General features: G+C 52.7%; 23 protein-coding genes and 1 riboswitch. Of the genes, 11 read left to right on the top strand and 12 right to left on the bottom strand.

All coding sequences use genetic code 11. The features are described 5' to 3' along the window. Positions 1-2: 2 nt before the first annotated feature. Positions 3-112, top strand: a riboswitch (SAM riboswitch). Positions 113-173: 61 nt separating this feature from the next. The 7 genes from AC1BI1_RS11055 (at position 174) to AC1BI1_RS11025 (ending at position 8,132) form a co-directional block, all read left to right on the top strand. Then, a complete protein-coding gene (locus tag AC1BI1_RS11055; protein ID WP_476717353.1) occupies positions 174-1,310 on the top strand; it encodes a trans-sulfuration enzyme family protein in 1,137 nt (378 codons plus the stop codon). A 34-nt stretch (positions 1,311-1,344) separates the two neighbouring features. Next, a complete protein-coding gene (locus AC1BI1_RS11050) occupies positions 1,345-2,484 on the top strand; it encodes a trans-sulfuration enzyme family protein (protein WP_476717352.1) in 1,140 nt (379 codons plus the stop codon). A gap of 97 nt (positions 2,485-2,581) precedes the next feature. Next, a complete protein-coding gene (gene cysK / locus AC1BI1_RS11045; protein ID WP_476717351.1) occupies positions 2,582-3,508 on the top strand; it encodes a cysteine synthase A in 927 nt (308 codons plus the stop codon). 24 nt (positions 3,509-3,532) lie between these two features. After that, entirely contained in the window at positions 3,533-5,503 is a 1,971-nt protein-coding gene (cooS, locus tag AC1BI1_RS11040; RefSeq protein ID WP_476717350.1) for an anaerobic carbon-monoxide dehydrogenase catalytic subunit, read from the top strand. 72 nt (positions 5,504-5,575) lie between these two features. Next, positions 5,576-6,574, top strand: a complete 999-nt coding sequence (locus AC1BI1_RS11035; protein ID WP_476717349.1) for an ABC transporter substrate-binding protein — start codon at positions 5,576-5,578, stop codon at positions 6,572-6,574. A gap of 1 nt (position 6,575) precedes the next feature. After that, positions 6,576-7,337: an ABC transporter permease gene (locus tag AC1BI1_RS11030; protein ID WP_476717348.1), complete on the top strand. Its 762-nt coding sequence runs from the start codon at positions 6,576-6,578 to the stop codon at positions 7,335-7,337. 12 nt (positions 7,338-7,349) lie between these two features. Next, positions 7,350-8,132, top strand: a complete 783-nt coding sequence (locus AC1BI1_RS11025; protein WP_476717347.1) for an ABC transporter ATP-binding protein — start codon at positions 7,350-7,352, stop codon at positions 8,130-8,132. A 57-nt stretch (positions 8,133-8,189) separates the two neighbouring features. Here AC1BI1_RS11025 and AC1BI1_RS11020 read toward each other — a convergent pair whose 3' ends face one another. The 8 genes from AC1BI1_RS11020 to AC1BI1_RS10985 all read right to left on the bottom strand — a co-directional run bounded on the left by AC1BI1_RS11020 (position 8,190) and on the right by AC1BI1_RS10985 (position 15,307). Next, on the bottom strand, positions 8,190-8,360 hold the full coding sequence (locus AC1BI1_RS11020) for a DUF1540 domain-containing protein (RefSeq protein ID WP_476717346.1): 171 nt from the start codon (positions 8,358-8,360) through the stop codon (positions 8,190-8,192). A 97-nt stretch (positions 8,361-8,457) separates the two neighbouring features. Continuing rightward, positions 8,458-9,138, bottom strand: a complete 681-nt coding sequence (locus tag AC1BI1_RS11015) for an ABC transporter ATP-binding protein (protein ID WP_476717345.1) — start codon at positions 9,136-9,138, stop codon at positions 8,458-8,460. An 18-nt stretch (positions 9,139-9,156) separates the two neighbouring features. Next, complete coding sequence (locus tag AC1BI1_RS11010) at positions 9,157-10,287, bottom strand: ABC transporter permease (protein WP_476717344.1); 1,131 nt, start codon at positions 10,285-10,287, stop codon at positions 9,157-9,159. A gap of 10 nt (positions 10,288-10,297) precedes the next feature. After that, complete coding sequence (locus AC1BI1_RS11005; RefSeq protein ID WP_476717343.1) at positions 10,298-11,587, bottom strand: ABC transporter permease; 1,290 nt, start codon at positions 11,585-11,587, stop codon at positions 10,298-10,300. A 12-nt stretch (positions 11,588-11,599) separates the two neighbouring features. After that, positions 11,600-12,862, bottom strand: coding sequence for a Fe-S-containing protein (locus AC1BI1_RS11000; protein ID WP_476717342.1), 1,263 nt, complete (start codon positions 12,860-12,862; stop codon positions 11,600-11,602). A gap of 78 nt (positions 12,863-12,940) precedes the next feature. Continuing rightward, positions 12,941-13,576 carry an iron transporter gene (locus tag AC1BI1_RS10995; RefSeq protein WP_476717341.1) on the bottom strand — a complete coding sequence of 212 codons (636 nt, stop codon included), beginning with the start codon at positions 13,574-13,576 and terminating at the stop codon, positions 12,941-12,943. Then, the gene (locus tag AC1BI1_RS10990) at positions 13,573-14,769 is read right to left on the bottom strand and encodes an FTR1 family iron permease (protein WP_476717340.1); all 1,197 of its coding nucleotides are present in this window, start codon (positions 14,767-14,769) and stop codon (positions 13,573-13,575) included. Before AC1BI1_RS10990 ends, AC1BI1_RS10995 begins: the two co-directional genes overlap by 4 nt. Before the next feature lie 31 nt (positions 14,770-14,800). Then, the gene (locus AC1BI1_RS10985) at positions 14,801-15,307 is read right to left on the bottom strand and encodes a cytochrome b5 domain-containing protein (RefSeq protein WP_476717339.1); all 507 of its coding nucleotides are present in this window, start codon (positions 15,305-15,307) and stop codon (positions 14,801-14,803) included. Between the two features lie 445 nt (positions 15,308-15,752). On the opposite strand from AC1BI1_RS10985, the gene AC1BI1_RS10980 reads away from it, so the two are divergent. The 3 genes from AC1BI1_RS10980 to AC1BI1_RS10970 all read left to right on the top strand — a co-directional run bounded on the left by AC1BI1_RS10980 (position 15,753) and on the right by AC1BI1_RS10970 (position 17,979). Beyond that, positions 15,753-16,139 carry a rhodanese-like domain-containing protein gene (locus AC1BI1_RS10980; RefSeq protein WP_476717338.1) on the top strand — a complete coding sequence of 129 codons (387 nt, stop codon included), beginning with the start codon at positions 15,753-15,755 and terminating at the stop codon, positions 16,137-16,139. Between the two features lie 108 nt (positions 16,140-16,247). Then, positions 16,248-17,123, top strand: coding sequence for a prolipoprotein diacylglyceryl transferase (gene lgt / locus AC1BI1_RS10975; RefSeq protein WP_476717337.1), 876 nt, complete (start codon positions 16,248-16,250; stop codon positions 17,121-17,123). A 181-nt stretch (positions 17,124-17,304) separates the two neighbouring features. Continuing rightward, on the top strand, positions 17,305-17,979 hold the full coding sequence (locus AC1BI1_RS10970; protein WP_476717374.1) for a methyltransferase family protein: 675 nt from the start codon (positions 17,305-17,307) through the stop codon (positions 17,977-17,979). On the opposite strand, the gene AC1BI1_RS10965 is transcribed toward AC1BI1_RS10970, so the two are convergent. Continuing rightward, positions 17,951-18,040, bottom strand: a complete 90-nt coding sequence (locus AC1BI1_RS10965) for a hypothetical protein (RefSeq protein ID WP_476717373.1) — start codon at positions 18,038-18,040, stop codon at positions 17,951-17,953. The genes AC1BI1_RS10970 and AC1BI1_RS10965 overlap by 29 nt on opposite strands. A gap of 140 nt (positions 18,041-18,180) precedes the next feature. Between AC1BI1_RS10965 and AC1BI1_RS10960 the strand changes: the two genes are divergently transcribed. Continuing rightward, complete coding sequence (locus AC1BI1_RS10960) at positions 18,181-18,315, top strand: hypothetical protein (protein ID WP_476717336.1); 135 nt, start codon at positions 18,181-18,183, stop codon at positions 18,313-18,315. Between the two features lie 161 nt (positions 18,316-18,476). Here the strand turns inward: AC1BI1_RS10960 and AC1BI1_RS10955 are convergent, their stop codons facing one another. The 3 genes from AC1BI1_RS10955 to AC1BI1_RS10945 all read right to left on the bottom strand — a co-directional run bounded on the left by AC1BI1_RS10955 (position 18,477) and on the right by AC1BI1_RS10945 (position 23,641). After that, positions 18,477-20,477, bottom strand: coding sequence for a stalk domain-containing protein (locus tag AC1BI1_RS10955; RefSeq protein WP_476717335.1), 2,001 nt, complete (start codon positions 20,475-20,477; stop codon positions 18,477-18,479). A gap of 432 nt (positions 20,478-20,909) precedes the next feature. After that, positions 20,910-22,001 carry a sugar ABC transporter permease gene (locus tag AC1BI1_RS10950; protein ID WP_476717372.1) on the bottom strand — a complete coding sequence of 364 codons (1,092 nt, stop codon included), beginning with the start codon at positions 21,999-22,001 and terminating at the stop codon, positions 20,910-20,912. Between the two features lie 116 nt (positions 22,002-22,117). Further along, positions 22,118-23,641, bottom strand: a complete 1,524-nt coding sequence (locus AC1BI1_RS10945; RefSeq protein ID WP_476717334.1) for a xylose ABC transporter ATP-binding protein — start codon at positions 23,639-23,641, stop codon at positions 22,118-22,120. Positions 23,642-23,692 lie beyond the last annotated feature (51 nt).

The raw sequence follows: 23,692 nt of genomic DNA, 5'->3' as shown, positions 1-23,692 counted from the left end.
GACTCTTATCAAGAGCTGGTGGAGGGACAGGCCCGATGAAACCCGGCAACCGGCCTTACTGGGTTAAGGTACGGTGCCAATTCCTGCAGGAGATATTCCTGGCAGATGAGAGTTAAAAAAGCTCTTCGTCTGTGAAGGGCTTTTTTGTTGACATAAGGAGGTGGGGCTTATCCATGCATTTAGCAACAAAGTTAGTACAACTGGGGGTGGGATACGATAAGGCGACGGGCGCCATCAGCACCCCCATTTACCAGTCGGCTACCTTCCGCCACCCGGCCCTGGGCCAGAGTACAGGTTTTGACTATAGCCGTACTGGAAACCCTACCCGTCAGGTCCTGGAAGAAGGCATGGCCAGGCTGGAAAATGGCTGTCGAGGCCTGGCCTTTGCCTCCGGTATGGCAGCCATTGCAGCTGTCCTCTGCCTTTTCCGTCCCGGGGACCATCTGGTGGTTTCTGAAGATCTTTATGGTGGTACTTACCGTCTTTTGAACCAGGTAGCCGTCCCTTTTGGTCTGGAGTTTTCCCTGGTGGACACCACTGACCTGGCTGCCCTCAGCGAAGCCATCAGGGACAACACCAAAGCTATTTTTCTGGAGACGCCTACCAATCCTTTAATGAAGATCAGCGATATCGCTGCTATCGCCGACCTGGCCCGCCGGCAGGGGTTGCTTACCATTGTTGATAATACTTTCATGACCCCTTACCTGCAGCAGCCACTGGCGCTGGGAGCCGATGTGGTAGTCCACAGTGCTACCAAGTACTTAGGTGGCCATAATGACGTCGTGCTGGGAATAGTAGTTGCTGCCCGGGAGGACATCGGTGAAAGACTTGCCTTTATCCAAAATACCATCGGCGCGATTCCGGGTCCCCAGGATTGCTGGCTGGTAATCCGGGGGTTAAAAACCCTGGCCGTACGCCTGGAACGGGCTCAGGCCAATGCTTTCGAGCTGGGGCGGTGGCTGGCAGAACACCCCCTGGTGACCAGGGTTTACTATCCGGGGCTACCGGATCATCCCGGACACGAAATCAATAAGCGCCAGGCCCGCGGTTTTGGGGCCATGCTTTCCTTTGAAGTAGCCCGCCCAGAACTCGTAGAGCAGATTTTGCAACGCCTAAAGATTATTTCTTTTGCTGAAAGCCTGGGCGGGGTAGAAAGCCTGATTACCTTCCCCGAGCGCCAGACCCACGCCGAGATCCCTGAAGCGATGCGGCTGAAACTGGGTATTAACGATCGTCTATTACGTTTGTCGGTTGGCCTGGAGGACATCAATGATCTTAAAGCCGACCTGAGCCAGGCACTGGCAGGTTAGCTTACTTTGTAGAAAAGAAGGTGCAATTAACCAAATGCAAACGGGAACCCGCCTCATCCATCACCGTTCAGCTATGGATTCTGTCACCGGCGGGGTGAGTATCCCCATCCACCAGAGTGTGGTATTTGCCCAGGAGAGCCTGGAGCAACCGGGCGAATACGAATACACCCGTTCCGGCAATCCAACCCGGCGAGCCCTGGAAGAAGCCATCGCCGATCTCGAAGGAGGCAACTATGGCTTTGCCTTTGCTTCCGGGATGGCGGCCATTACCGCTGCTTTGAGTCTCTTTTCCGCCGGTGATCATCTCCTCGTCTCCCAGGATATCTACGGCGGCACTTACCGTGCCCTGACCAGGGTCTTCAAACGCTTTGGCCTGGAAATTACCTTTGTCGATACTACTGACCTGGAAACAGTGGCTACCCAGATCCGGCCTTCCACTAGAGGGCTTTACCTTGAAACCCCTTCCAACCCACTGATGAAAATTACTGACCTGGCCCGGGCTGCTGCCTTAGCCAAGGAGCACGGGCTCATAACCATAGCTGACAACACCTTTATGACGCCTTACCTGCAAAGGCCTCTGGAACTGGGAATTGACGTGGTAGTACACAGCGCTACCAAATACTTGGGGGGGCATAGCGACTGCCTAGCCGGCCTGGCAGTAACCAGGGATGTCACCCTTGCCCGGGAGCTGGCTATGCTGCAGAACACCCTGGGAGCAGTGCTGGCACCCCACGAGTGCTGGCTTATTTTGCGCGGTATTAAGACGTTAAAAGTACGCCTAGCCCAGCAAGAGCAAACCGCCACCACCCTGGCAACATGGCTGGCCGGGCACCCGCAAGTGAAGGCCGTTTATTATCCTGGCCTGGAAGGCCATCCGGGCCGGGAGGTGCATTTCCGGCAGGCCCGCGGCGCCGGAGGTGTATTGTCTTTCCGTCTGGCCACACCGGAACTGGCCCGCCAGGTAATCAATAAGGTGCGCCTGCCGGTCATCGGCTCCAGCCTGGGCGCAGTAGAAAGTATTATCACCCTGCCTGCTACCATGTCCCATGGTAGCCTGCCGGAAGAATTTAAACATCGCTTGGGGATTACTCCTGACCTGGTACGCCTTTCAGTAGGGCTGGAGGATGCCGAGGATCTTAAGGCTGACCTGGAACAGGCATTGAAATCCTCTTGATGAATAGCGTACTAAAGTGATAAAATTACTACACGATTAATTCCGTGTAATTTGATTTGAATACTATATTTATTTTATCTAGGGAGATGAGATGTTTATGGCCCGAATTTACGAGAGCATCGTCGACCTCATTGGAGGAACGCCGCTAGTCAGGCTCAACCGCATTAACCGGACGGCGGCGGAAGTGCTGGTGAAGCTGGAACTGTTTAACCCCGGCGGCAGCGTCAAAGACCGTATAGCCTTGGCTATGATCGAGGATGCCGAAGCCAGGGGACTCCTGGATAAGGAGACGGTGATTATTGAACCGACCAGCGGTAATACGGGGATTGGTTTGGCCATGGTAGCCGCCGCCAAGGGGTACAAGCTGATCCTGACCATGCCGGAAACAATGAGCTTGGAACGGCGCAAGCTCCTTAAAGGATACGGCGCCGAACTGGTACTTACTCCGGGAGCAGAGGGGATGAAGGGTGCCATCCGCCGGGCGGAAGAACTGGCGGCCGAATATCCCAAAGCCTTTATCCCCCAGCAATTTGAAAACCCGGCCAATCCAGCCATCCACCGCCGCACCACGGCAGAAGAGATTTACGCCGATACCGACGGGCAGCTGGACGTCCTGGTCTGCGGCGTCGGGACCGGCGGTACCATCACCGGTGCCGGCGAGGTGTTAAAGGAGCGCATTCCCGGGTTGTGGGTGGTGGCGGTGGAACCGGCCGCCTCGCCGGTCCTTTCCGGCGGCATGCCCGGACCCCACAAAATTCAGGGCATTGGGGCGGGTTTCGTGCCGGAGATTTTAAATATCGAGGTTTTTGACGAAATCTTCCAGGTGAGCGACGAAGATGCCATCGAAACAGCTAGGCGCCTAGCCCGAGAAGAAGGAATGATGGTGGGCATTTCTTCCGGGGCTGCCTGCTACGCAGCACTTAGCATCGCCGCTCGTCCGGAAAATGCCGGTAAGAGAATCGTGGCTGTGCTGCCGGATACCGGGGAGCGCTATCTGTCAACCTCCCTGTTCCAAGGTATTTAACAACTTGCAGGAAGGGGCTTACCCATGAAGTACCAGTATCCCCAATTGAATGCTGAAATGCCAGGCCGGGAAGACGTGCTGAACCTCACCCCCAACCCGGCCAGCAAAGACCTGCTGGAACACCTGCACCAGCAAGGCGTGGAAACCTGGCTGGATCGTTACGAGGCTCAACAACCAATGTGCGGCTACGGTCTGCGAGGCCTTTGCTGCCGTATGTGCCAGTGGGGCCCCTGCCGGCTCAGTGACAAACGCCCCCGCGGCATTTGCGGCCGGGATATGAGCACCGTCATTATGGCCAACCTGGTGCGGGCGCTGGTAGCCGGCCTGGCGGCTCACGGCCGACACGCCCATGAAGTTATACTGGCCGTAATAGCGGCGGCGGAGGGCAAGGCCCACCTGCCCCTCAAAGGAGAAGAACGGGTGTGGGACGTGGCCCGGCGGCTGGGGCTTAACACCGAAGGGCGGGAGCTGAAGGAAGTAGCCCGGGAGGTGGCTCAGGTGCTGCTAGACGACCTGGGCCGCATGACCATGGCCCCCTTGCGCACCCTGGAAGCCTACGCCCCGGCGGAAAGGCTGGAAACCTGGCGAACCCTCGGCGTGCTGCCGCGCTCGGCTGCCTACGAGATCATGGAAACCCTGCACATGACCACCCTGGGAGGTACCAGTGACTGGATGTCCCTAGTGGAACAGGAACTCCGCTCCGCCCTGGCTTACTGCTACAGCACCCTGTTCGGCAGCTCCCTGGCCACCGAGATGCTGTTCGGCATTCCCCGGCCCAAACTGGCCACGGTCAATTACGGCATCCTGCGGGAAGACCACGTCAACATCCTGGTGCACGGCCACTCGCCGGTGATGGTGGAGAAAATCCTGGAGAAAATAGCCACCCCGGAAATCCAAGGTTTGGCCAAGAGCCTGGGGGCCAAGGGCATCGTAATTGGCGGCATGTGCTGCACCGGCGACGAGTTGCTGGCCCGCTACGGCATCCCCACCGTAACCAACATTATGGGCCAGGAACTGGCCCTGGGCACCGGTGCGGTGGATGCGGTAGTGGTAGACATGCAGTGCGTTATTCCCGGAATGAAAATCGTCGCCGACTGTTTCGGTACCCAGGTAATCACCACCTGCAACTCCAACCGCATTCCCGGGGCGGTGCATATTCCCTTCGACCCGGAGCGGCCGGAAACCCTGGAGGAAGATGCCCTTAAAGTCGCGCGGCTGGCGGTAGAGGCTTTTGCCCGGCGGGATCGCAGCAAAATCCATATTCCCCAGGTCACTACCGAGGCTATGGTAGGATGGAGTTACGAGGCCATTACCGAAGTATTCGGCGGGATCGAAGGCCTGCTGGGCCTTTTGCGGGAAGGAAAAATTAAAGGCATCGCCACGGTGGTAGGTTGCAACACGCCGAAAGTTCCCTACGAGTTTAATCACGTAACGGTGGTCCGGCGCCTCATCGAGGCCGACATCCTGGTGACCACCACCGGGTGCTGTTCCCACGCCCTGTTAAACGCCGGGCTGTGCTCTCCACAAGCGGCGGCATGGGCCGGTTCGGGCCTCAAGGAGGTTTGCCAGGCCAGGGGCATTCCACCGGTACTGGCGGTGGGCGGCTGTGTAGACAATACCCGCACTTTACGCTTGTTTATCGACCTGGCGGCGGCGGCCGGGGTGGCGGTGAAACAGATGCCCTTTGTCTTCGTCGGCCCGGAACCCGGCAACGAAAAGACGGTAGGGCAGGGAGTAACCTTCCTGGCCCACGGGGTGTCCAACGTCATCGGCTTTCCCGGGCCCATCCCCGTCCCTCAGCCCCGGCCCCGGGAGGGGGCGACGGCGCCCGATGAATACGAACGGGGCAGCAACGAAGTAGCCGACTTTTTTGCCGGCGACGGCTTGTACGCAAAGGTAGGGGCGCGAATTTATACCGAGCCCTACCCGAAGCTGGCTGCCCAGACCATACGGCTGTTGATCCGCCGCCAGCGGCTGGGCCTGGGCTGGCGGTAGCCGGCCAAAAAGACCGGGCAGTAGTTTAGGAATATAAAGGCTGTAACGAACGAAGGGAGCGGAAAAAAGATTATGGGGGGCAGGAAAATCATCCTCCTGGTACTGGTATTATTGGTGGTAGCCGGCCTGGTGGCCGGGTGTGGAGACCAAAAACCGGGCACGGCCCAGGGCAAAAAACCGACGATTAAAATAGGTTACTTGCCCATTACCCATTCTCTGCCACTTTTAGTAGCGGATGCCCAGAATAAAGCCGGCTTTCAAAATTTCCAACTAGAACTGGTCAAATTCGGCTCCTGGCCGGACTTAACCGAAGCCCTTAATTCTGGCCAGCTTCAGGGTGCCATCACCATGCTGGAGTTAGCCCTGGTAAGCAAAGGGAAAGGTATTCCTACCGAGGTGGTACTGTTAAGCCACAGGAACGGCGATGTCCTGGTGGCGGACCCGTCCATTAGCGAGGTTAAAGACCTGAAAGGTAAAAAGGTAGCCATCCCGCACCGCCTGTCCGGCCACAACATCCTCCTCCATCAAGCCCTCCAGAAGGCCGGCCTGGCTTATGAGGACGTGGAAAAGGTGGAAATGGCCCCGCCGGAAATGCCCGCTGCCCTGGCCCGGGGGGAAGTAGCAGCATACATCGTAGCTGAACCCTTTGGCGCCCAGTCGGTGGTGACGGGAAAGGCCCGGGTGTTAAAACGAGCCCAGGACGTTATCCCTGATTGGGCCTGCTGCGGACTGGTGCTTAACTCCCGACTGGCCCGGGATAATCCTGCTGCGGTCCAGGAGCTGGTGAGCCGCCTGGTGGAAGCCGGCCGCTACATCATGGCCAACAGAGCCGGAGCCATCGCCATTGCCCAACAATACATGCCCTTATCCCGGGACGCCTGGGAGCAATCCCTGGAATGGATCGACTACGACAATCTGACACCGGCAGTATCCGACCTGGCTCTTATCCAGCAAAACTTAAGGGAAATTCCCTGGGACGGCCAGCCGGGGCGCCTGTTACCGGCCGAAATCAAAGTGGAAGAGCTGGTCAACGACCGGTTTGCCCGGCAGGCCGCCGGAGGGGTGAAGTAGCTTGACCCGCCTGGAGCGCTTCTTACTGCCGCTGGCCGGCCTGGCAGCCGCCATCGTCCTCTGGCAGGCCGTGGCCTGGTCCGGCATCTACCCCAGGTACCTCTTCCCCTGGCCGGCGGATGTGGTGCTCGGCCTATCCCAGCAAATCAAAAACGGTGCTCTCTGGGAACATATCGGTGTCAGCTTGTACCGTTTCTTCGGTGGTTACCTGGCCGCCGCGGCAACAGGGGTACCCCTGGGACTCGTGCTGGGCTGGTCGCGGCGGCTTTGGGCTGCGGCGGACCCGCTGGTGCAAGTATTACGGCCGATTTCCCCCATCGCATGGTTGCCGCTGGTCACCCTGTGGTTCGGCATCGGCGATCTGCCGGCTATGGTCATCATCTTCATGGCCGCCTTTTACCCCATCCTGCTCGGCACCGTAACGGCGGTCAAAAATGTGGACCCCGTGTACCTGAAGGTGGCCCAAAACTTCGGTGCCTCCGGACGCCACATTCTGTGGCGGGTGGTCATCCCGGCCGCCTTCCCCTACATTACCATGGGCATGCACATCGCCGTAGGTACTGCCTGGGTGTTCCTGGTAGCGGGGGAAATGATGGGGGTTAGATCGGGACTGGGTTTTCTCATTATTGATGCCCGCAACAGCATGGAAACCGGCTTGGTGGTGGCCGCCATGCTAGTCATTGGCCTGCTGGGTCTTACCATTGATCGGGTGTTTGCCTGGCTGGAGCGGAAAGCCCACGGCCGGTGGGGTGTAGCACGATAGGAGGGAAGGAATTTGGCAGCAGTAAAGATAGATGTACGGGGTGTACACAAGGCCTACGCCGATAGTGAGGGGAAACAACGGCCTGTGCTGGTAGACATCCAGCTTCAGGTGCAGGACAACGAATTTCTCTGCCTGCTGGGTCCCAGCGGATGTGGTAAAAGCACCCTGTTAAGCATCATGGCCGGGTTTGAACGGCCTGACCAGGGTGAGGTGCTGATTAACGGGCGGCCGGTGACCGGTCCGGACCCTTGCTACATCACCATTTTTCAAAACTACGGCCTATTTCCATGGCGCTCGGTGCTGGGCAATGTGGAATACGGCCTGGAAGTAAAAGGGGTGCCCACCACCCACCGCCGGGCCATAGCCATGGAGTATATCCGCCTGGTGGGACTGGAATCATTTGCCTACCATCACCCGCACCAGCTATCAGGGGGCATGCAGCAGCGAGTAGCCCTGGCCCGGGCATTGGCGGTAGACCCCGAAGTCATCTTTATGGATGAGCCGTTGGGCGCGCTGGATGCCCTCACCCGCATCAAAATGCAAGAGGAACTGGTGCGCCTCTGGCAGGAAAAACAAAAGACCATCGTCTTTGTCACCCATGACATTGACGAGGCGGTCTTCCTGGCAGACCGGGTCGTACTTTTTACCGCCCACCCCGGTCGGATTAAAAAGATAATCCCTGTTGAAATCAGCCGGCCCCGAGATCGCAGCCGCTCAGATTTTGCTGACCTGCGGGACCAGATCTTCACTGCCTTCCAGATGAAACACGAGAAAGAATTGGAATACTATATTTGAAATCCCCTCAAAAATGAGAGGCCCCGTCACCAGGGGCAGGGCCTTTCTCTTATTTTTTCATTTTTTCATTGCAACAGTGTGTCTTGGTATAAAAGTTCCGCATGCCGTGTCATCGGAAACCGTGGTCATGTTATCCATGGCCGTTGGACGAACCTGAATACTGGATGCCTTGCACTCATTGCCTTCTTGGTAGAGGCAGTCGGCTACCGAGCACTTGATACGGGGCACTCCTATCACCTCCTCCACTAGCTGTAGGATACACCTTACAGGGTTAATTTATACATACCTTCCTCCACCCCACGACCTGCTGCCCTGAAGAAAAATCTCACCCTACCTTGTCGAGTACACTGCCTACTCTAAAGCCAGCTATGCGTCCATGGTCGAGAATAAGGCATTTCTCGGCCAGGTCGGCAACTTCCGGATCGTGGGTAACCATTATAATAGTGTGACCCTCCCGGTGCAGCTCCTGGAAAAGCTCCAAGACAATATGCTCATTAGCTTCGTCAAGATTTCCCGTCGGTTCGTCGGCCAGGATCAGCATGGGGTAATTGATTAGGGCGCGGGCAATACATACCCTCTGCTGTTCCCCGCCAGAGAGCTGGCTGGGCAGGTGCCGGGCCCGTTCCTTTAACCCCACCCGCTCCAGGGCCGCCATGGCTTCCTTTTCATCGGGCAGGCTATGATAGTATTGGGCCACCATGACGTTTTCCAGGGCCGTTAAGTAAGGAATAAGGTGAAACTGCTGGAAGATCAGGCCAATTTTATCACGGCGAATAACTGTCAGTTCCCTGGAATTTAGAGCGGTTATCTCAACGCCGTCCAGAATCACCGAACCAGAGGTGGGTTTATCCATACAGCCGATGATATTCATGAGCGTAGTCTTCCCGGAACCGGACGGCCCCATAATGGCCAGCCATTCACCCCGGTCGACTGTTAAGTTGATATCCTGGAGGGCCTTAATGGTACCGTAAATCTTAGATACGCCCCGTAACTCTAGTAAACTCATACCATCAACCTCCTTCATTCATTCACCCCGTAAAACTATGGCCGGTTCGACGCCGGTCGCCATCTTCACCGGGATAAGGGAGGCCAGCCCGGATACCACTATGGACGCTAAAAGGGCCACCAGTCCTATTAGCGGCTGGACAGAAACTGCCCGGCCAAAGACACTTAAACCTACAGCCTGGGCAAAAAGAAAGCCCAAGACCATTCCTAGCAAACCACCAAGTCCCCCCAGGGTGAGGCTCTCTCCTAAAAACTCCAGGATAATGCTCCGGTTTTCCGCCCCCACGGCTTTTTTAAGGCCTATTTCCTTGCGCCTTTCCGTTACCACGGCCATCATGGTAGTAGCCACGCAAATCAAGGTTAAAAGTAAAACGATCACGGTCACCAAGTAGACGAGGGCACGTAATTTGCCCAGCACTATTGCTTCTGACTGAGTAATACGCTTGACGATCCGGTAGGTTAAGCCTGGAACTTTTTCCTCCAGCCTTTGGGCTAGAAAGTTAAGTTCCTCTTGCGACGCTATGATACTTACGTGGGCAACGCTGACCTTCCCCGTTTTACCCAGTAACTCCTGCAACAGGGAAAGGTCTACAAAAATAAAGTTCTCTTCGGCACCACCAGTCCTGACAATACCCTGTACCACCACCTTTTTCTCACCGCCGCTATCTGCTGCTACCAGGGTAATCTCCCGTCCAGGTTCCAGGGCCAAGCGTTCAGCCACCTCAGCACCTATGAGGGCGCCTGCAGAATTTTCCACTGGCCACTGGCCTTCGACCTTCCAGTAGGGACTTACCTTGCTTACCTGCTTAAAATTTGTCCCGGCTACCAGCAAAGGTTGTTCATTCACCTTAACTGTACCGTAAAGGTAAGGTACTATGCCTACAACCTTTTCCGGCGGTAAAAGTGCCGCCGCTGCCTCAAGATCTTTTTCCAAGAAGGCCTGACTGTTGCCGGCTGGAATTAAGACCATATTAGCCCCGTACGAGCGGAATTCCCGGCCAAGTTGGCGGGGAACATCGTAATAAATGGTAACTAGCCCCGACAGGACCGCTGCCCCAATGGCTACAGCTAAAAGGGCAATCATCATACGGGAACGGCGACGGGCTAAAGAATTGCAAATCATCCTTGTATACAGAGAAAACTTCGTCATACTAAAACCTTCACCTACCATGCAAAACTTCTGCCGGGCGTAAGGAGAGGAGGAGTCGCATGGCTGGCAGGCTGCCTACCAGGGTAACAGTCACCACCAGGACCGTCACCAGAGGGATTACCATCGCTTTGGTCGCTACCGCAGCGCCAAAAACAGTCCGGCCGATAAGTTGGGCAAAACCAAGGCCTAGAAAATAGCCTGCCAGTCCGCCTGCTATACCGGTAATCACGGTTTCGGCCAGGGATAGAATTAAGATGGCCATGTCGCTTGCTCCCAGGGCCTTAAATAACCCGATTTCCCGGCTGCGTTCCATTATGCTGGCAGTCACCAGGTTGGAAATACCCAACGCCGACGCTACAAGGCTAAGGGCTGTAATCAATAACATTAAAAGCTGGGTCTTCTGCAAGATGGCCCCCTCAGACTCCGCCACCTGCCGGATGGGTTTAGCGCGGGCACCGGGAATGGCCTCTTCAATCTGATAGGCAATAGAGCTAACGTAGGCGGTGCAGTACCAGGTTTCCCATTCCTCGGTGCTAAGGCTTGCTGGATCTTGAGCCGCCCTGCGGGCCAGTTCGTTCTCAGGTGTGGTTAGGGCGCTTACTTCTACCTGGCTTACTTTACCTCCTAGGTTAAGGGCCCGCTGGACAAAGCCCAGTGGTACAAAGATACTTTCATCTTCGGGCCCGCCACTATTCAAGAGACCCCGTACCGTGAGCTTCTCCCTGCGCTCTCCTCCAGCTAAACTTACCTCTAGCTCCTCACCAGGGCGCAAGCCCAGCTTTTTAGCCAGCAAACTACCAACCAAGGCGCCCTTCTCGTCAGCATCTTCTACCCAAGCGCCCTCAACCTCCCACCAGGGTTTGAGTTGCTTAATACCTGTCTCCAGGACCTCACCAGTGGGCAGTTCCAGGCGCCGGTTAAACCAGGTGCCAACCAGCGCCACTTCAGGACCTCCCGGACTGAGGCCGGCTTTGGTCTGCAAATAAGGGGTAAAACCTACGATATTGTTGGCCCAGAAAATAGTTTTGATCTTGCCCAGATCTGCCTCCTCCAAGTACTGTCCGGACGTTCCGGTACCGGCCTCCACGCCATAGAGGTCGTTCAGCAGGGAGACCGTCCGGGGTGTAACCAGGATATTGGCGCCATAGGCCTTCAGTTCCCGGTTGACCTTATCTCCCACATCCAGCATCACGTTTAGCATAGCTGTAGCCAGGGAAGATCCAAGGGCAATGGTAAGTGCTATCAGAAGTTTCCCCTTTTTTTGCCTGATAAGGGCTCCCTTAAGCATCCGCCAAAACATACCTTGGCCTCCTTACTGGAATCTTTCTTTTTCTTTTTCCAATACTGAAGCCTGAATAACAAGTTGTCCTGAGGCTATCTTGTACTCAAGGGGGACAGGGTTGCAGCCGCCCTTATAGCCAATGGTGGCGGTGTTAATCACTACATCGCATCTTTTACAAACAACCTGCCCCTTTCGCTGGTAATAGCCTGTCGGCCCACAAATATTACAGGCGTCCAGACCCACACCGTAAGCTGAGCCACCTTTTTTGATAACGATAAAGCGCACTTCAGTCCCGTCCGAAGCAGTATAGGCAAAGCGATGCAGTTTACCATCGCCCACGTCTTCCAGGGGAATCTTGACATCCCCCGCATCTGCCATCACCGCCTTTGCGGGGGAAAGCTTAACTTCCGAACTCGCGTAAACCTTGCCGGCTATCGCTAAAAAGATAGTCAGGAAAAGGCTTAGCATTACAGCTCCACCCCAGCGCAGCTGAGCGCGAAAGGCGGCCTGGATTTTCCGTCGCTCGCCCGGATTCAGACCTTCTGTTGCTAACGGCCGCCTCCGCAGGAAAAGGGAAACCGGAAGGGAAGCTGCCGTCGCCAGCAGGAAGTAAAAGAACCAGTCCTGGTAGTTAATCAGGGGAATTATAATGCCCAGCAGCCACTGGCTCATAGGAATGACCTCCCTTACCAGCAACACCTGGATCACTGTCACCGTTTGCTCTCCCATGATAACTAGAAAACCTGCCGTTGTGGTGGCTAATAATAAACCTTCCGGCAGGGCAGGTGCCACCCGGAGAACAGCCCAACCGGCCAGTAACGCTAGGCCTGAACCAAGGAGAATGCTGGCCAGTTTAAACATGAACTCCGTGCTAAGTAAAGCAGAAGAAGAGATAAAAACTCTGGTGGAAAAAAGAAAAACTTCCGGACCGCGGTGGAGGAACACGGCAGCGGCAACAAAAGCCATAAGCCAGCCGGCGAGGTTACCTGTAGCTTCAGAATAGCCCTTTTTCCAGGCGCGCCAAAAGATACTCAGGAGAAGGGCCTCCCCCGGCAAGGCCAGCCCCAGGACCCATCCTTCGTAAATTTCCCGTTCTAGGAGGCCAGGCTGCAACAGCTCCAGGACCACTACAATAAAGGCCCCAGCTGTTCCCAAGGTTACTCCCCGCCGGACCCAATTTATTAAATCTCCTTGGTGTCGCTGGTGTCGCTTGGAAACAAAGGCCAGTAGCATAGCCAGGGGGAGGATGGCCAGACCCAAGTTTTGCATTACGGGTACGAGGGATTGCAGCATACTTTCCCACCTTCTTCTGACTTGTTCCCTTAAAGAGGGGTGGGTCCGGGCCAAACTTACCCGGACCGGTAGCTTACCTTACCACTTCCTAGGTAAAAAGTTAAATTCCCACTTAACTTCTAGAGGTTTCTTCCAGAAACGACCTTCGACGCCCGTTTCTTTGTCGGTGTGCAACGCGTATCCCTGTTTCTCGGGAGATTCAATAATGTAAGTTAGCTCATATTTGCCGGCCCCGAGCATCTTGACATTGGCTCCGTAGTGGGGGCCATCGCTGGCGTTCATGGGCATAAAGGTCCCCTCTATAACCTGCCCGTTATCCAATTTTTTTAGCTTGTATCTCACGTTGAGGTAGGGAACCCACTCGCCAATGCCAAAGCCGGTCTTGTTATCAGGGGTTGCCGTAATATCAGCCTCCAGATGGATGTCGGCCTTATCCGGCGCAAGACCTGCTCCGGCTGGTTCCATAGTTACCGGCTGGAAGTAGACAGCAGCAATCTTTAGCCCTTCCACTTCTTTTTCATCCCCGATGGGATATTCCTGGAAACCTTTAACCTGGTTGGGATCTGCTTTGCTTGCTTCAGCTTTGCTCTCGGTTTTATTCTCGCTCCTTTGGGCGGTGCCAGGTGTTGCTTGTTTTCCGCATCCAGCCACAGTCAGGGCCGCCACTACCAGCAGAATAGTCGATAAGATGATATGCTTTTTCTTGTTTTTCATTTTGCTCCTCCTTTTGACAATGAGAATGTTTTCCTCCATGGATACATCACCCCACCTATTGCCAGCGACAGAAGAATTATTTGTGGTACAAGGGTCTGCCATGTGGGGTAAATCCCCAGGAGGTCTATTGTTGGAACGCCCGGTACAGGCGTTACGCCTATAACTCCGGCTTCCTGCAGTTCTTTAACCCCACCGCCGGCAAAAACAAAAGCCAGGTAGTAAAGCAGGAGGCTGGTACCCAGGAAGAAAGGCTTCAGAGGTATCTTTAAACTTCCGTAACGGACCAGCAGGAAGATGACGGCCAGGGCCACGCAACCCAGGGCAAAGCCCAGCCAGATCATCCCTGTGCCACCGCCGGTGTTACTTAATAGGGCCTGGTAGAAGAGCACCGTTTCCGCCCCTTCACGATAGACGGCCAGGAAAGCAGCGGCCCCCAGGGCCAGGGTGCTGCCACTGCTCAAAGAACCCTGAACTTTGTCTTCAATATAGCGTTGCCAGGCCTTTGCTTCGGCTTTCCCTACCATCCAATGGCTTACGGAGAAGAGGACTACTGTCGCCAGCAGCATGGTTACACCTTCCAGGATTTCCTGGCCTGCGCCGCTGATGCGAAAGACCATTTGTAAGGCTATGGCCGTCAGGAAACTGGCCAGCACAGCCAGGACAGAGCTGGAGTAGATAGTACCTACTTTGTGGCCGTTACCGGATTTGATCAGGTAGGCGGCTATGGCGCCGATGATCAGGATAGCTTCAAAGCCTTCGCGGACTAAAATAAGAAAGGATGAAAGGAATATCTCTACGGGGTTTTGTTCCGTACCGTCCAGCCGGGCAGCATCTTCCTGCAGCATCACGACCAGTTCCCCGATGGCCCGTTCAACCTCCGGAACAGGCGATTGGTTACTCATTAACTTTTTTATGTTGCTAAACTTGTATTCCAGCACGGCGGCCCGGCGACCTGAAATGTTGGACAGTATCGCCCTTTCCATACCTTCCTTTTCAAAAAAGCCAAAATAGGCATCGTTAACCAGGCCCTTGGCCTTCTCTATATCTCCCTGCCGGTAGGCATTGAGGGATTGCTGCATCACATCCTCTATGTCGCGTGCAACTTTTTTCCATGACATTGCCGCCAGGCCCGCGCTTTGCCAGGCCGTGACCAGTATCAGCAGCACCAGCAGGGTTAGCATCACTCTGCGCATTATCCTACCCCTTTCTCCTCAAAACCCTCTGTTATTGCCCCGCCGAACTCTTAAGCCTGCCTACCACGGGTAGTTTAGCCCAGAACTCCTTTTGCCGGTGGGAAGGCGGCGCCTTGGCTAACTCGGAAGTCAAATCGCGTCCGGCTACCCTCTTGTCACTCCAGGGTTTGTGAACTCCTTCCTTCCATCCCTTAACATTGGTAACATCATAAACCAGGCCGTTAACGGCAACATAAGCCGGTTTACCGTTGCTCCCGTCGTACTGAGCCAATTCCTCTAAGGTAAATTCCTTTAGGCTGGTTGTCTCCTGGCTTTTGTCTACCCCAGTTTCAGCAGAGTTTTTGCTGGAAGTTGCTTGCTTTTCCGCAAAGGGCTGTGTTGGGTTGGTGTCCGCCGTCCTTTGGGTGGCCTCCTGGCTGGATGATGAACTTTTACTCTCCTGGTTGGCAGGAGGTTGGCTTCGCTGCGGTGAACATGCCGCTATAAGCAGCAGTGCCAGTACGAACAATGCAGCCAGTGCAAGGAAACGCCGAATCATAAATTTTCACCCCGGTTGATATTGAATGTCATTCTCATTATTAGAGTATTAGTCCGCCATCGACCCCCTCCCCTCTGTTCCAGATATTGAGTACCATCCTCATTATTACGGTGTTGATTCTCTACTAATCTACAAAACTTAATCCACAAAACTGATATGGCGTCTAAATTATTGCCTTACCATATCATTTTCTATTGATAATGATTTTCATTCTCTACGTTATCAATTATATTTACCATTTCTAGCAATGTCAAGCTCTCCGGTAAAAATTCTTTTATTTAGTGCAGAACTACAATTCCCACTTAGACTCACGGTAATGATACCCCTAAGATTTTGTAGTTTTTGTTAAGTTCCTTGACAGCGGATGCCGTGCAAAATATAATTTAAATAACATTTAGATACTAGATACCCGTATTAGGTATCGAAATGGTAGGAGGTACAGGTCATGGAACCAGCTCAAGCCAGGGAGTTCCTTGAACAAATTACCTCCCAACGAATTTATATTGAAGCTGATGAACTGGATGGGCTCTTGCAAAATGGGCCCTGCGAAAATATGGTCATCTTGGATATCCGTAATGCTGAAGCCTTCCAAGCAGTAAGAATAAGATATTCTTGGAATCTACCCTGGGACCAGATTGGCGCTGCAATCCACTCCATTCCTAAAGACAAAACTTTGCTCCTTGTCTGTAATACTGGACAGAGAGCCTCGCTTATAGGGGCACTGCTGACCCTGTTGGGTTATAGTGTTGCCATTCTTCATGGTGGCATTAATGAGTATATCGATCTGGATGGAGCTTTTGTGGAAAGAGGACCCATGAAGAAACTGGCGTAGGACAAAAGTAGTGCCAAGAATTGCTGGCAAAAATGGCCCGGTATATGGCAAGAGAGAAACAAACTGGATGCCGATTACGAAAAGGTTGATGTTAGAAAGGGGTAGCGAATGCGGCGGGTACTTTTTTCTTTGGGCCCCATACCAATTAACACTTTCGGTTTTATGATTGCCCTGGGCGCCCTGGCAGCTATCTTCATAATTTACCGGGAAGCGAAGCGCAAGGGTTTAAATGCGGAAAAGGTTTTTGATTTTGCTTTATGGGCTATAATTTTAGGAATCGTAGGAGCCCGGATCGGTTACGTCCTTATTGCCGACCCAGTTTATTACTGGCAAAATCCCTTGAAGTTCTTCCATCTTCAAGAAGGCGGCCTTTCTATCCATGGAGCAATAATCGGAGGTATATTAGCAGGACTGCTCTTTAGCAGGTTTTACCGGGTGCCCTTCTGGCGTTTGGCAGATACCGTGGCACCAGGATTGGCACTGGGAATTGCTATAGGCAGGATAGGCTGTGACGTCTTTGGCCGGCCCATGAGCCAGCCCTGGCCCTGGGGGGTTCTAGTAAACGGGCAATGGCTCCACCCGGCGCAGGTTTATGAGTTTGTCCTCGACTACCTTCTTTTCTTTTATTTGTGGCGGCGCAGGAAAAAAATTGACTATGATGGGCAGCTATTTTTACACTTTACGGTGTTGTATGCAGCCATCCGGGGAATAGTAGAGTTTACTCGCTACAATCCCCCATTCTTTGGCCCCTTGTCGGTGGCCCATGCAGCCAGCTTGATCTTTATAATTGCTGCAGGCCTGGCAAGTGTAGTGCTAAAGCATCGATCCAGGCCAAGTGTAGACTCTGGTGGTTTCCAGACAGCAACAGTTGGCGAAATTAGGGGCATTGCAGCCAATATTGAGGATAACCTGGTCTGGCAGCTGGTGCTCTTAGGTTTATTAATCGGATTATCTCTCCTAGTTTTCTACAGTTTGGGACCGTAGACTCTGACAGCAGCAAACAGTAGCTCCAGTCTAAAATCCTCGGCCCGTAACCAGAGAAGTAAACTTGTTCGTTGTGGCTTTTAGACCCACAGGCAAGTTCTGCCACCTTTCGGGGTTACCAAGGCCAGATTTGTTAAGCTGGAGCTCGCTTACGGCGGTAAGTTAGCTGGAGAAAAGGGTGATGGATATGGGTTATGCATATGTATACGACTATGGATATTGGCCGGTTGTAATAGGAAGCGTTCTATTTATGACGTTCATTGTACTTGTAGCATTTAAACCTAGAACGAAAAGAGATTGGAAGAGTATGGGAGCTTTAAGTGCCTTTTTTGTTGCTCTGTTTACCGAAATGTACGGCTTCCCTTTGACTATATACCTGTTGTCCTCCTGGTTAGGTGAAAAATACCCCGTAGTAGATCCATTTTCACATTCCAACGGACACCTGCTCAAGGTTTTTTTGGGTAACTCTCCCATAATTTCGTTTATTATTCATCCAGGTACTGATATTTTATTAGTTATAGCTTTAATTATGATATACATTGGGTGGAAAAAAATTCATAAGGCCCGCGGACAACTGGTGACCGACGGGATATACAAATATATTCGCCACCCTCAATATGCAGGCTTTTTCTTAATCATTATTAGCTTTTTGATCCAGTGGCCCACCTTAATTACTTTAATTATGGGGCCTATACTGATCTGGAAGTATCATTCTCTAGCGAAAAGAGAAGAAAAGGAATTGCTGGAATTATTTGGAGAACAGTATACGGAGTATATGAAGACTACTCCGCGCTACTTTCCTTTTTTCGCTCATTTGAGGCAATTTTTTACCGCGAATAGTTGGGCGGATGGCTAAGCTTTTGTGCCAATACCCGCTGACCGGTAAGCAGAAGATTGGCCATTCCCCCAAACGCCATCTTCAGCATCTTTCAAATATCGCGCCTATTGAAGAGGTAAACAGCAGCAGCCAAGGAGGTGACTGTTTAGAAAGATAGTCTTCCCCTCCTGCTTTAAAGCCAAAAAGGGAAATATGATAAGCTCAACGGAGGCGGGGCTTTTGTATCTTGAGGAATTTTCCAAGGCTTTGAAAATTGTAATCTCGGCTGCTCAGGAAGTCTATGGCAGCCGTTTAGTCTCCGTAGCTGTCTTTGGTTCCGTGGCTCGTGATACACCTCGCCCGGATTCAGATTAGTTGTAGCCGACAACCTACCTCAGGGTCGCCTCAAAAGAATGGAAGAGTTTAGCCACATAAAAGGCTCGTTCAGCGCCGAGCTGCTGGATTTAAAGATGTTAAGCCAGACCTTTCATCGAGCCTTGAACTCCACTAATAAATAACCCCCATCATACTGCTCCTCACCCCTGCCTCGGCCACACCACTACCTGCTGCCTGCTTTCCACCCAACCCACCTCATATCCCAGGGCCTCGGCCACATATCGTGCTGGCAGAAAAACACGCCCCTCCCTATCCACAGGCGCCACATCCATGGGCTTGATCTGCCCATCCACCTCTATCTTTTTCTCCCCCACCCGCAATATAACAGTACGTCCTTGGGAAGAAATTTTCACTAACTGCTCTTGGTCATCCCAAATAATATCTTCCCCTAGTACTCCCAAGGCCTGGGCCAAAAATCGCAGAGGAACAAAACTGCGCCCTTCTTCACTAAAGGGAGCCACATCCATCTCCCTTACCTCACCCCTGGAGATGTAACGCTTCTCGCCCAGGGTGAAAACTACTGCTGGGACGCCTCCACCTTCTACTAGGAAGGTCCGGCTAAAGGCTTCTCTTCCCTGGCTATCAAAGACCTTGACCTCAAGGGTTACAGGCCCATATACCCGGCCAAAATCAAACCTGGCCAGGTAAGGAGGACTGCTGGCCTGGGCTATAAGCCTGCCGTCAAGATAATATTCCACCCTGCTGATAAAAGGGTCATAAATCTTGGTATAACTACCCAGGATAACCTCGCCTTGAAGTCTCTCGCCTTCTCTTAGCTCCTGGTAAAAAGGAGCCGTACTGTTCTGGCCTACCTTCTCCAAGTAATAAGGGCTAGCTATAGCTTCCCGGTAAGCCCTCCATACCTCTTCTTTATCGCTTAAGCGGTAGTCGCTCACCTTGGCCTGGGTATACAGGGGGTCGCTTTCATCAAGGTCAAAATACACAACCGCTTTAACACGGGGGTAAAGGAGGGGCAGGGTGCTGTAAAACTTGCGGATATAGTTAGCCGCCCACCGGCTTACATCCTCCCGGTAAGGCTTAAGGGCCGTATGGGCGATCCCGAATTCGCCCACCATAAGGGGCTTGCGGGCGGAAAACACTCGGTACCAGTAATCCAAACGCTGCAAGGGATCTATCCCCGCGCCGGGCTGTTCTGCCTGGCCGCTTAAATAGTAGTCACTGTAGAAATTTACCCCCACCCAGTCCACGTAGGCATCTCCCGGATAATAGGAAAGGGCGGTGGCCTTAACCCCTTCCGGCTGTACTATATCAAAGGGATTCCATACCATGGCTACATTCGGCGCATATTCCCGCATGATAGAAGCAACCTTACGGAACCAAAAAACATATTTCTCGGGATCGCCGTGCCACTGGTTGGTGCCCTCCATATTCATTTCCGAAGCAAAACGCAAGAAAACCGGTATGTTTAAATCTCCCAACTGCCGGGCCACGGTTACAATATCTTCTTCCCTTAGCTTATCCAGGCCGCAGTTGGGTTCCAGAGCCAGGACCAGCCCGGCTCCTGGGACCTCCTGCACCTTATGTATGGTATCCCAAGGTAAGAATACATCTCCCGCCCCATAGATATGGGCATAGCTTAAGAAGAGGGCGTGCTGCTTACCGTACAGGTCCTTCACCCGATTGTAATCGTACCTGGCCTCTCCCCGCTCTTCATAAAGACCTAGATAAGCGCCGCTAGAAGGCTCAAACTTGGCTAAAGCGGGGATATCCCCCGCTCCTATCTGGTAAAAAAGGCGTGCCGCCGGCCGCAACGCTTCTCCCCTGGCTGTCTCTCCCCAGGCCCAGTCCGGCTTGCCTGCCTGCTCAAAAAGGGCCGCTTCCTTGGCATAAGCCTCTCCTGCTTCCCTAAGCTTTCCCTGACGCTCACAGAGATAAAATATCTTCTGCCAGGCCAGGCCCGCATTAATAAAGTCGCCCTGTTCCTCAAAATAGGAAGCTGCCCGGCGATAAAGGTTCTCGGCAGAAGCCGGATCAGTCACCTCGATGTCTTTAGCCCTCTGCCAGTCCGCCCAAGGATCATACCCAGCTAACGCGTGGGGGGTAAGCAGAATGAGGAGCAAAAGAAAGGCTACCCCGGCTTCACCCTTAAGAAGTGATAGATTACTCGTATATCTTTTCAATTCCTGCCACCTCACAATTCCCTTCTTACCCAGGAATACCACAGTGCGGATCGCTTGCTAGCTGCCGCAGCCCCTCTAAAAGTCTTCCCTGGCATAAAAATCATCTGACTTCATCCCCATTCTAACCAAAGGCTGCCAGTCTATCAAGCTTCGTTCACTTCCCCTTCTTAAATTAAATGGGCGATAAAATTTTATGGTAGAGGCAGGAATTGCCAGCATTAACAGCGAAGAAGGTAAGTGTTTCTTGCTGTTACGATGGCTTTCGACATTACACTTGCCGCCTTAAAGGCTAAAAGATTGGCCAAGGTCCAAGCCCCCACCGCTCCGGAGACCATCAAAAAGAGAGCTAGTACACCCCGTTAGCAATTTAAGCCGCACGCCCACCTTCCAGCGCAGTTCCATAACCCCCCAACCTTTTTTCTCTTGCTAACCTTACCGGGTTCTTTTCTTAGTAGCTATATCTACCCATACCGCCAGGACCAGAACTAAGCCCTTAACAATTGTTAAAATAGAGTAGTCAATGTTTAAAAGACTCATCCCGTTATCAATGCTGCCCATGACCAAAGCTCCTATTACCGCGCCAGGAATAGTCCCTACTCCTCCCAAGGTGCTGGTTCCACCGATAATGGCTGAGGCAATGGCATCCAACTCAAATAAGTTCCCGGCGCTGGTGGTGGCTGCATCTAGCCTGGAAGTCAAAACTATACCGGCCAGAGCTGAAAGCAAGCCCATTATAAGGAAGATAATCATGTTGGTCCGCTTAATGTTGATACCCGAAAGGGCTGCTGCTTCCCGGTTTCCTCCGATGGCATATACATAGCGGCCGAAGGTGGTATTATTGGCTACAAAAGTCATAAGGATCACCAGGAAAAGGACGATCATGACCGGGAGGGGAATGCCCTCGTAGGCAATCATCACACCTATAAAAGTGGCGATAAAAGCTAGCACAGCTAAAATCTTAAGGGTCTCCACTGTCCAGGGTAATACCGGCAGCTCATATTTTAACCGCGACCGCCGGTTGCTCAAGGTCATATATACAAAGCCCATAGCCGCAACTATACCGATGGCGATGCTCCAGGCCGCGGGGATATATCCCTGGCCTATCACCTTGAAATCCGGCCTTAAAGGTGAGATGGTAATACCCTTAGTGATAAGAAGGATGCCCCCGCGGAACACGAGCATGGAACTTAAGGTTACAATAAAGGCCGGTACTCCCCGATAAGCTATCCAAAAGCCCTGCCAGCAGCCTATCAGGAGGCCTACTAATATCCCTGCTAGTATAGAGGGCACGGTTTCCCAGTGATACCATAGCTGAAGTATAGCCACTACCGCCCCTACGAAACCGGCCACCGAACCCACTGAAAGATCTATATGGCCGGCCACGATTACTAGGACCATACCTACAGCTAGGATGGCTGTAATGGAAACCTGCCTCGTCAGCATGGACAGGTTCCGCGGGGTAAGAAACCTTCCTTCGGTGAGGATAACGAATATTATCCATATGGCTAGCAGAGCAATGATCATGGTGTAAGCCTGTATATCCCATTTAAACCCAGACCATGGAGCTTGCCCGTTCTTCTCTTTAACCCCATTCAGGGCCAAGCCCCGCCATAAAGCCTTGCCGCTCTTTTGTTCCACGCTCATGCTGCTCTACCCCCGGTAGCGCAATGCATTATCTTTTCCTGATCGGCTTCCCTTTGGTTGAACTCCCCGGTTATCCTTCCTTCATGAAGCACCAAGATCCTGTCACTCATACCCAGGATCTCTGGTAGTTCAGAAGAAATCATGATCACACATACACCCTTTTCGATAAGCTCATTCATAAGGGTATAAATCTCAAACTTGGCCCCTACATCAATACCCCGAGTCGGTTCATCCAGGATTAAAACCTTAGGTTGGACGGTTAGCCATTTAGCCAGGACCACCTTCTGCTGGTTGCCCCCGCTTAAGTTCATTACCTTCTGCATCAGGCTAGGGGTTTTTATTCTCAGATCATTTACTAAATCTTGGGCGATCCTTATTTTTTGATTAGTATTTATAACTCCCCAGCGCGACATTTTCTGGAGGCTAGGCAAAGTTATGTTCTCCTGCACGTCCATTAAAGGAATAAGACCATACCTCTTGCGATCTTCTGAAAGATAGGCGATGCCACTACGGATGGCTTCTTCAGGATTGCGTATAGTTACCTGGTGCCCATTTAGATAAATTTCTCCTGTAACTTTACCCGGGTAGGCACCGAAGATAGCCAGAGCCATTTCAGTCCTGCCAGCTCCCATCAATCCAGCTATGCCCAGGATCTCCCCTTTTTTGACTGTAAAGCTTACGTTATCCACGACCTTCTTGGTGGGTATCTCGGGGTCATACACCGTGAGATTCTTTACTTCCATTACCACCTCGCCGGGGGTATGCTTTACGCGAGGGAATCTCTGTGTCAATTCTCTACCCACCATAAAGGAGATAATTCTATCCTCCGTCAGATTTTCAGTCGTAGCAGTATGGACAGTCTTTCCATCCCGCAAGATGGTAATGGTGTCGGCTATCTTAAGTACTTCCTGAAGCTTGTGGGAGATGTAGATACAAGTAACGCCTCTGTTTTTAAGATCCACCAGGATATTGAGCAGATGTTCCACCTCAGCCTCGGTAAGGGCTGAAGTGGGTTCATCTAAGATAAGTATTTTGGCCCTTTTGGAGATGGCCTTGGCTATCTCCACCATCTGTTGGTGACCTATACCCAGGTTCATAACCTTGGTGTAGGGGTTTATATCTATGTTCAGCTCCCGGAGAATGGCCCTGGTATCGGCATAGACTTTGGCCCAGTTTATAATACCGGCCTGGGCCGGCTCCTCTCCGAGGAAAATGTTCTCCCCTACGGTCATATATTTGACTAAAGCCAGTTCCTGATATATTATGGCGATACCTGCCCTCTCGCTATCCTTTATATGCCGGAAACGCTTTACTTCCCCTTCGATGACTATATCTCCCTCATAGGTACCGTAAGGGTACACCCCGCTTAAAATTTTCATCAGGGTAGATTTGCCTGCCCCGTTCTCCCCGCACAAGCCATGGATTTCTCCTTTTCTTACCCGGAAAGTTACATTGTCCAGGGCTTTAACCCCTGGGAAGACTTTAGTGATGTTCCTCATCTCCAGGATGTACTCGCTCATATCCGTCCCCGCCTTATTGGTAAAGAAAGATTCAAGGGGGTAGGCTTTTTA

The organism is Thermanaeromonas sp. DSM 22490, from assembly GCF_056378755.1.
This window is presented reverse-complemented; position numbering and strand designations above follow the sequence as displayed.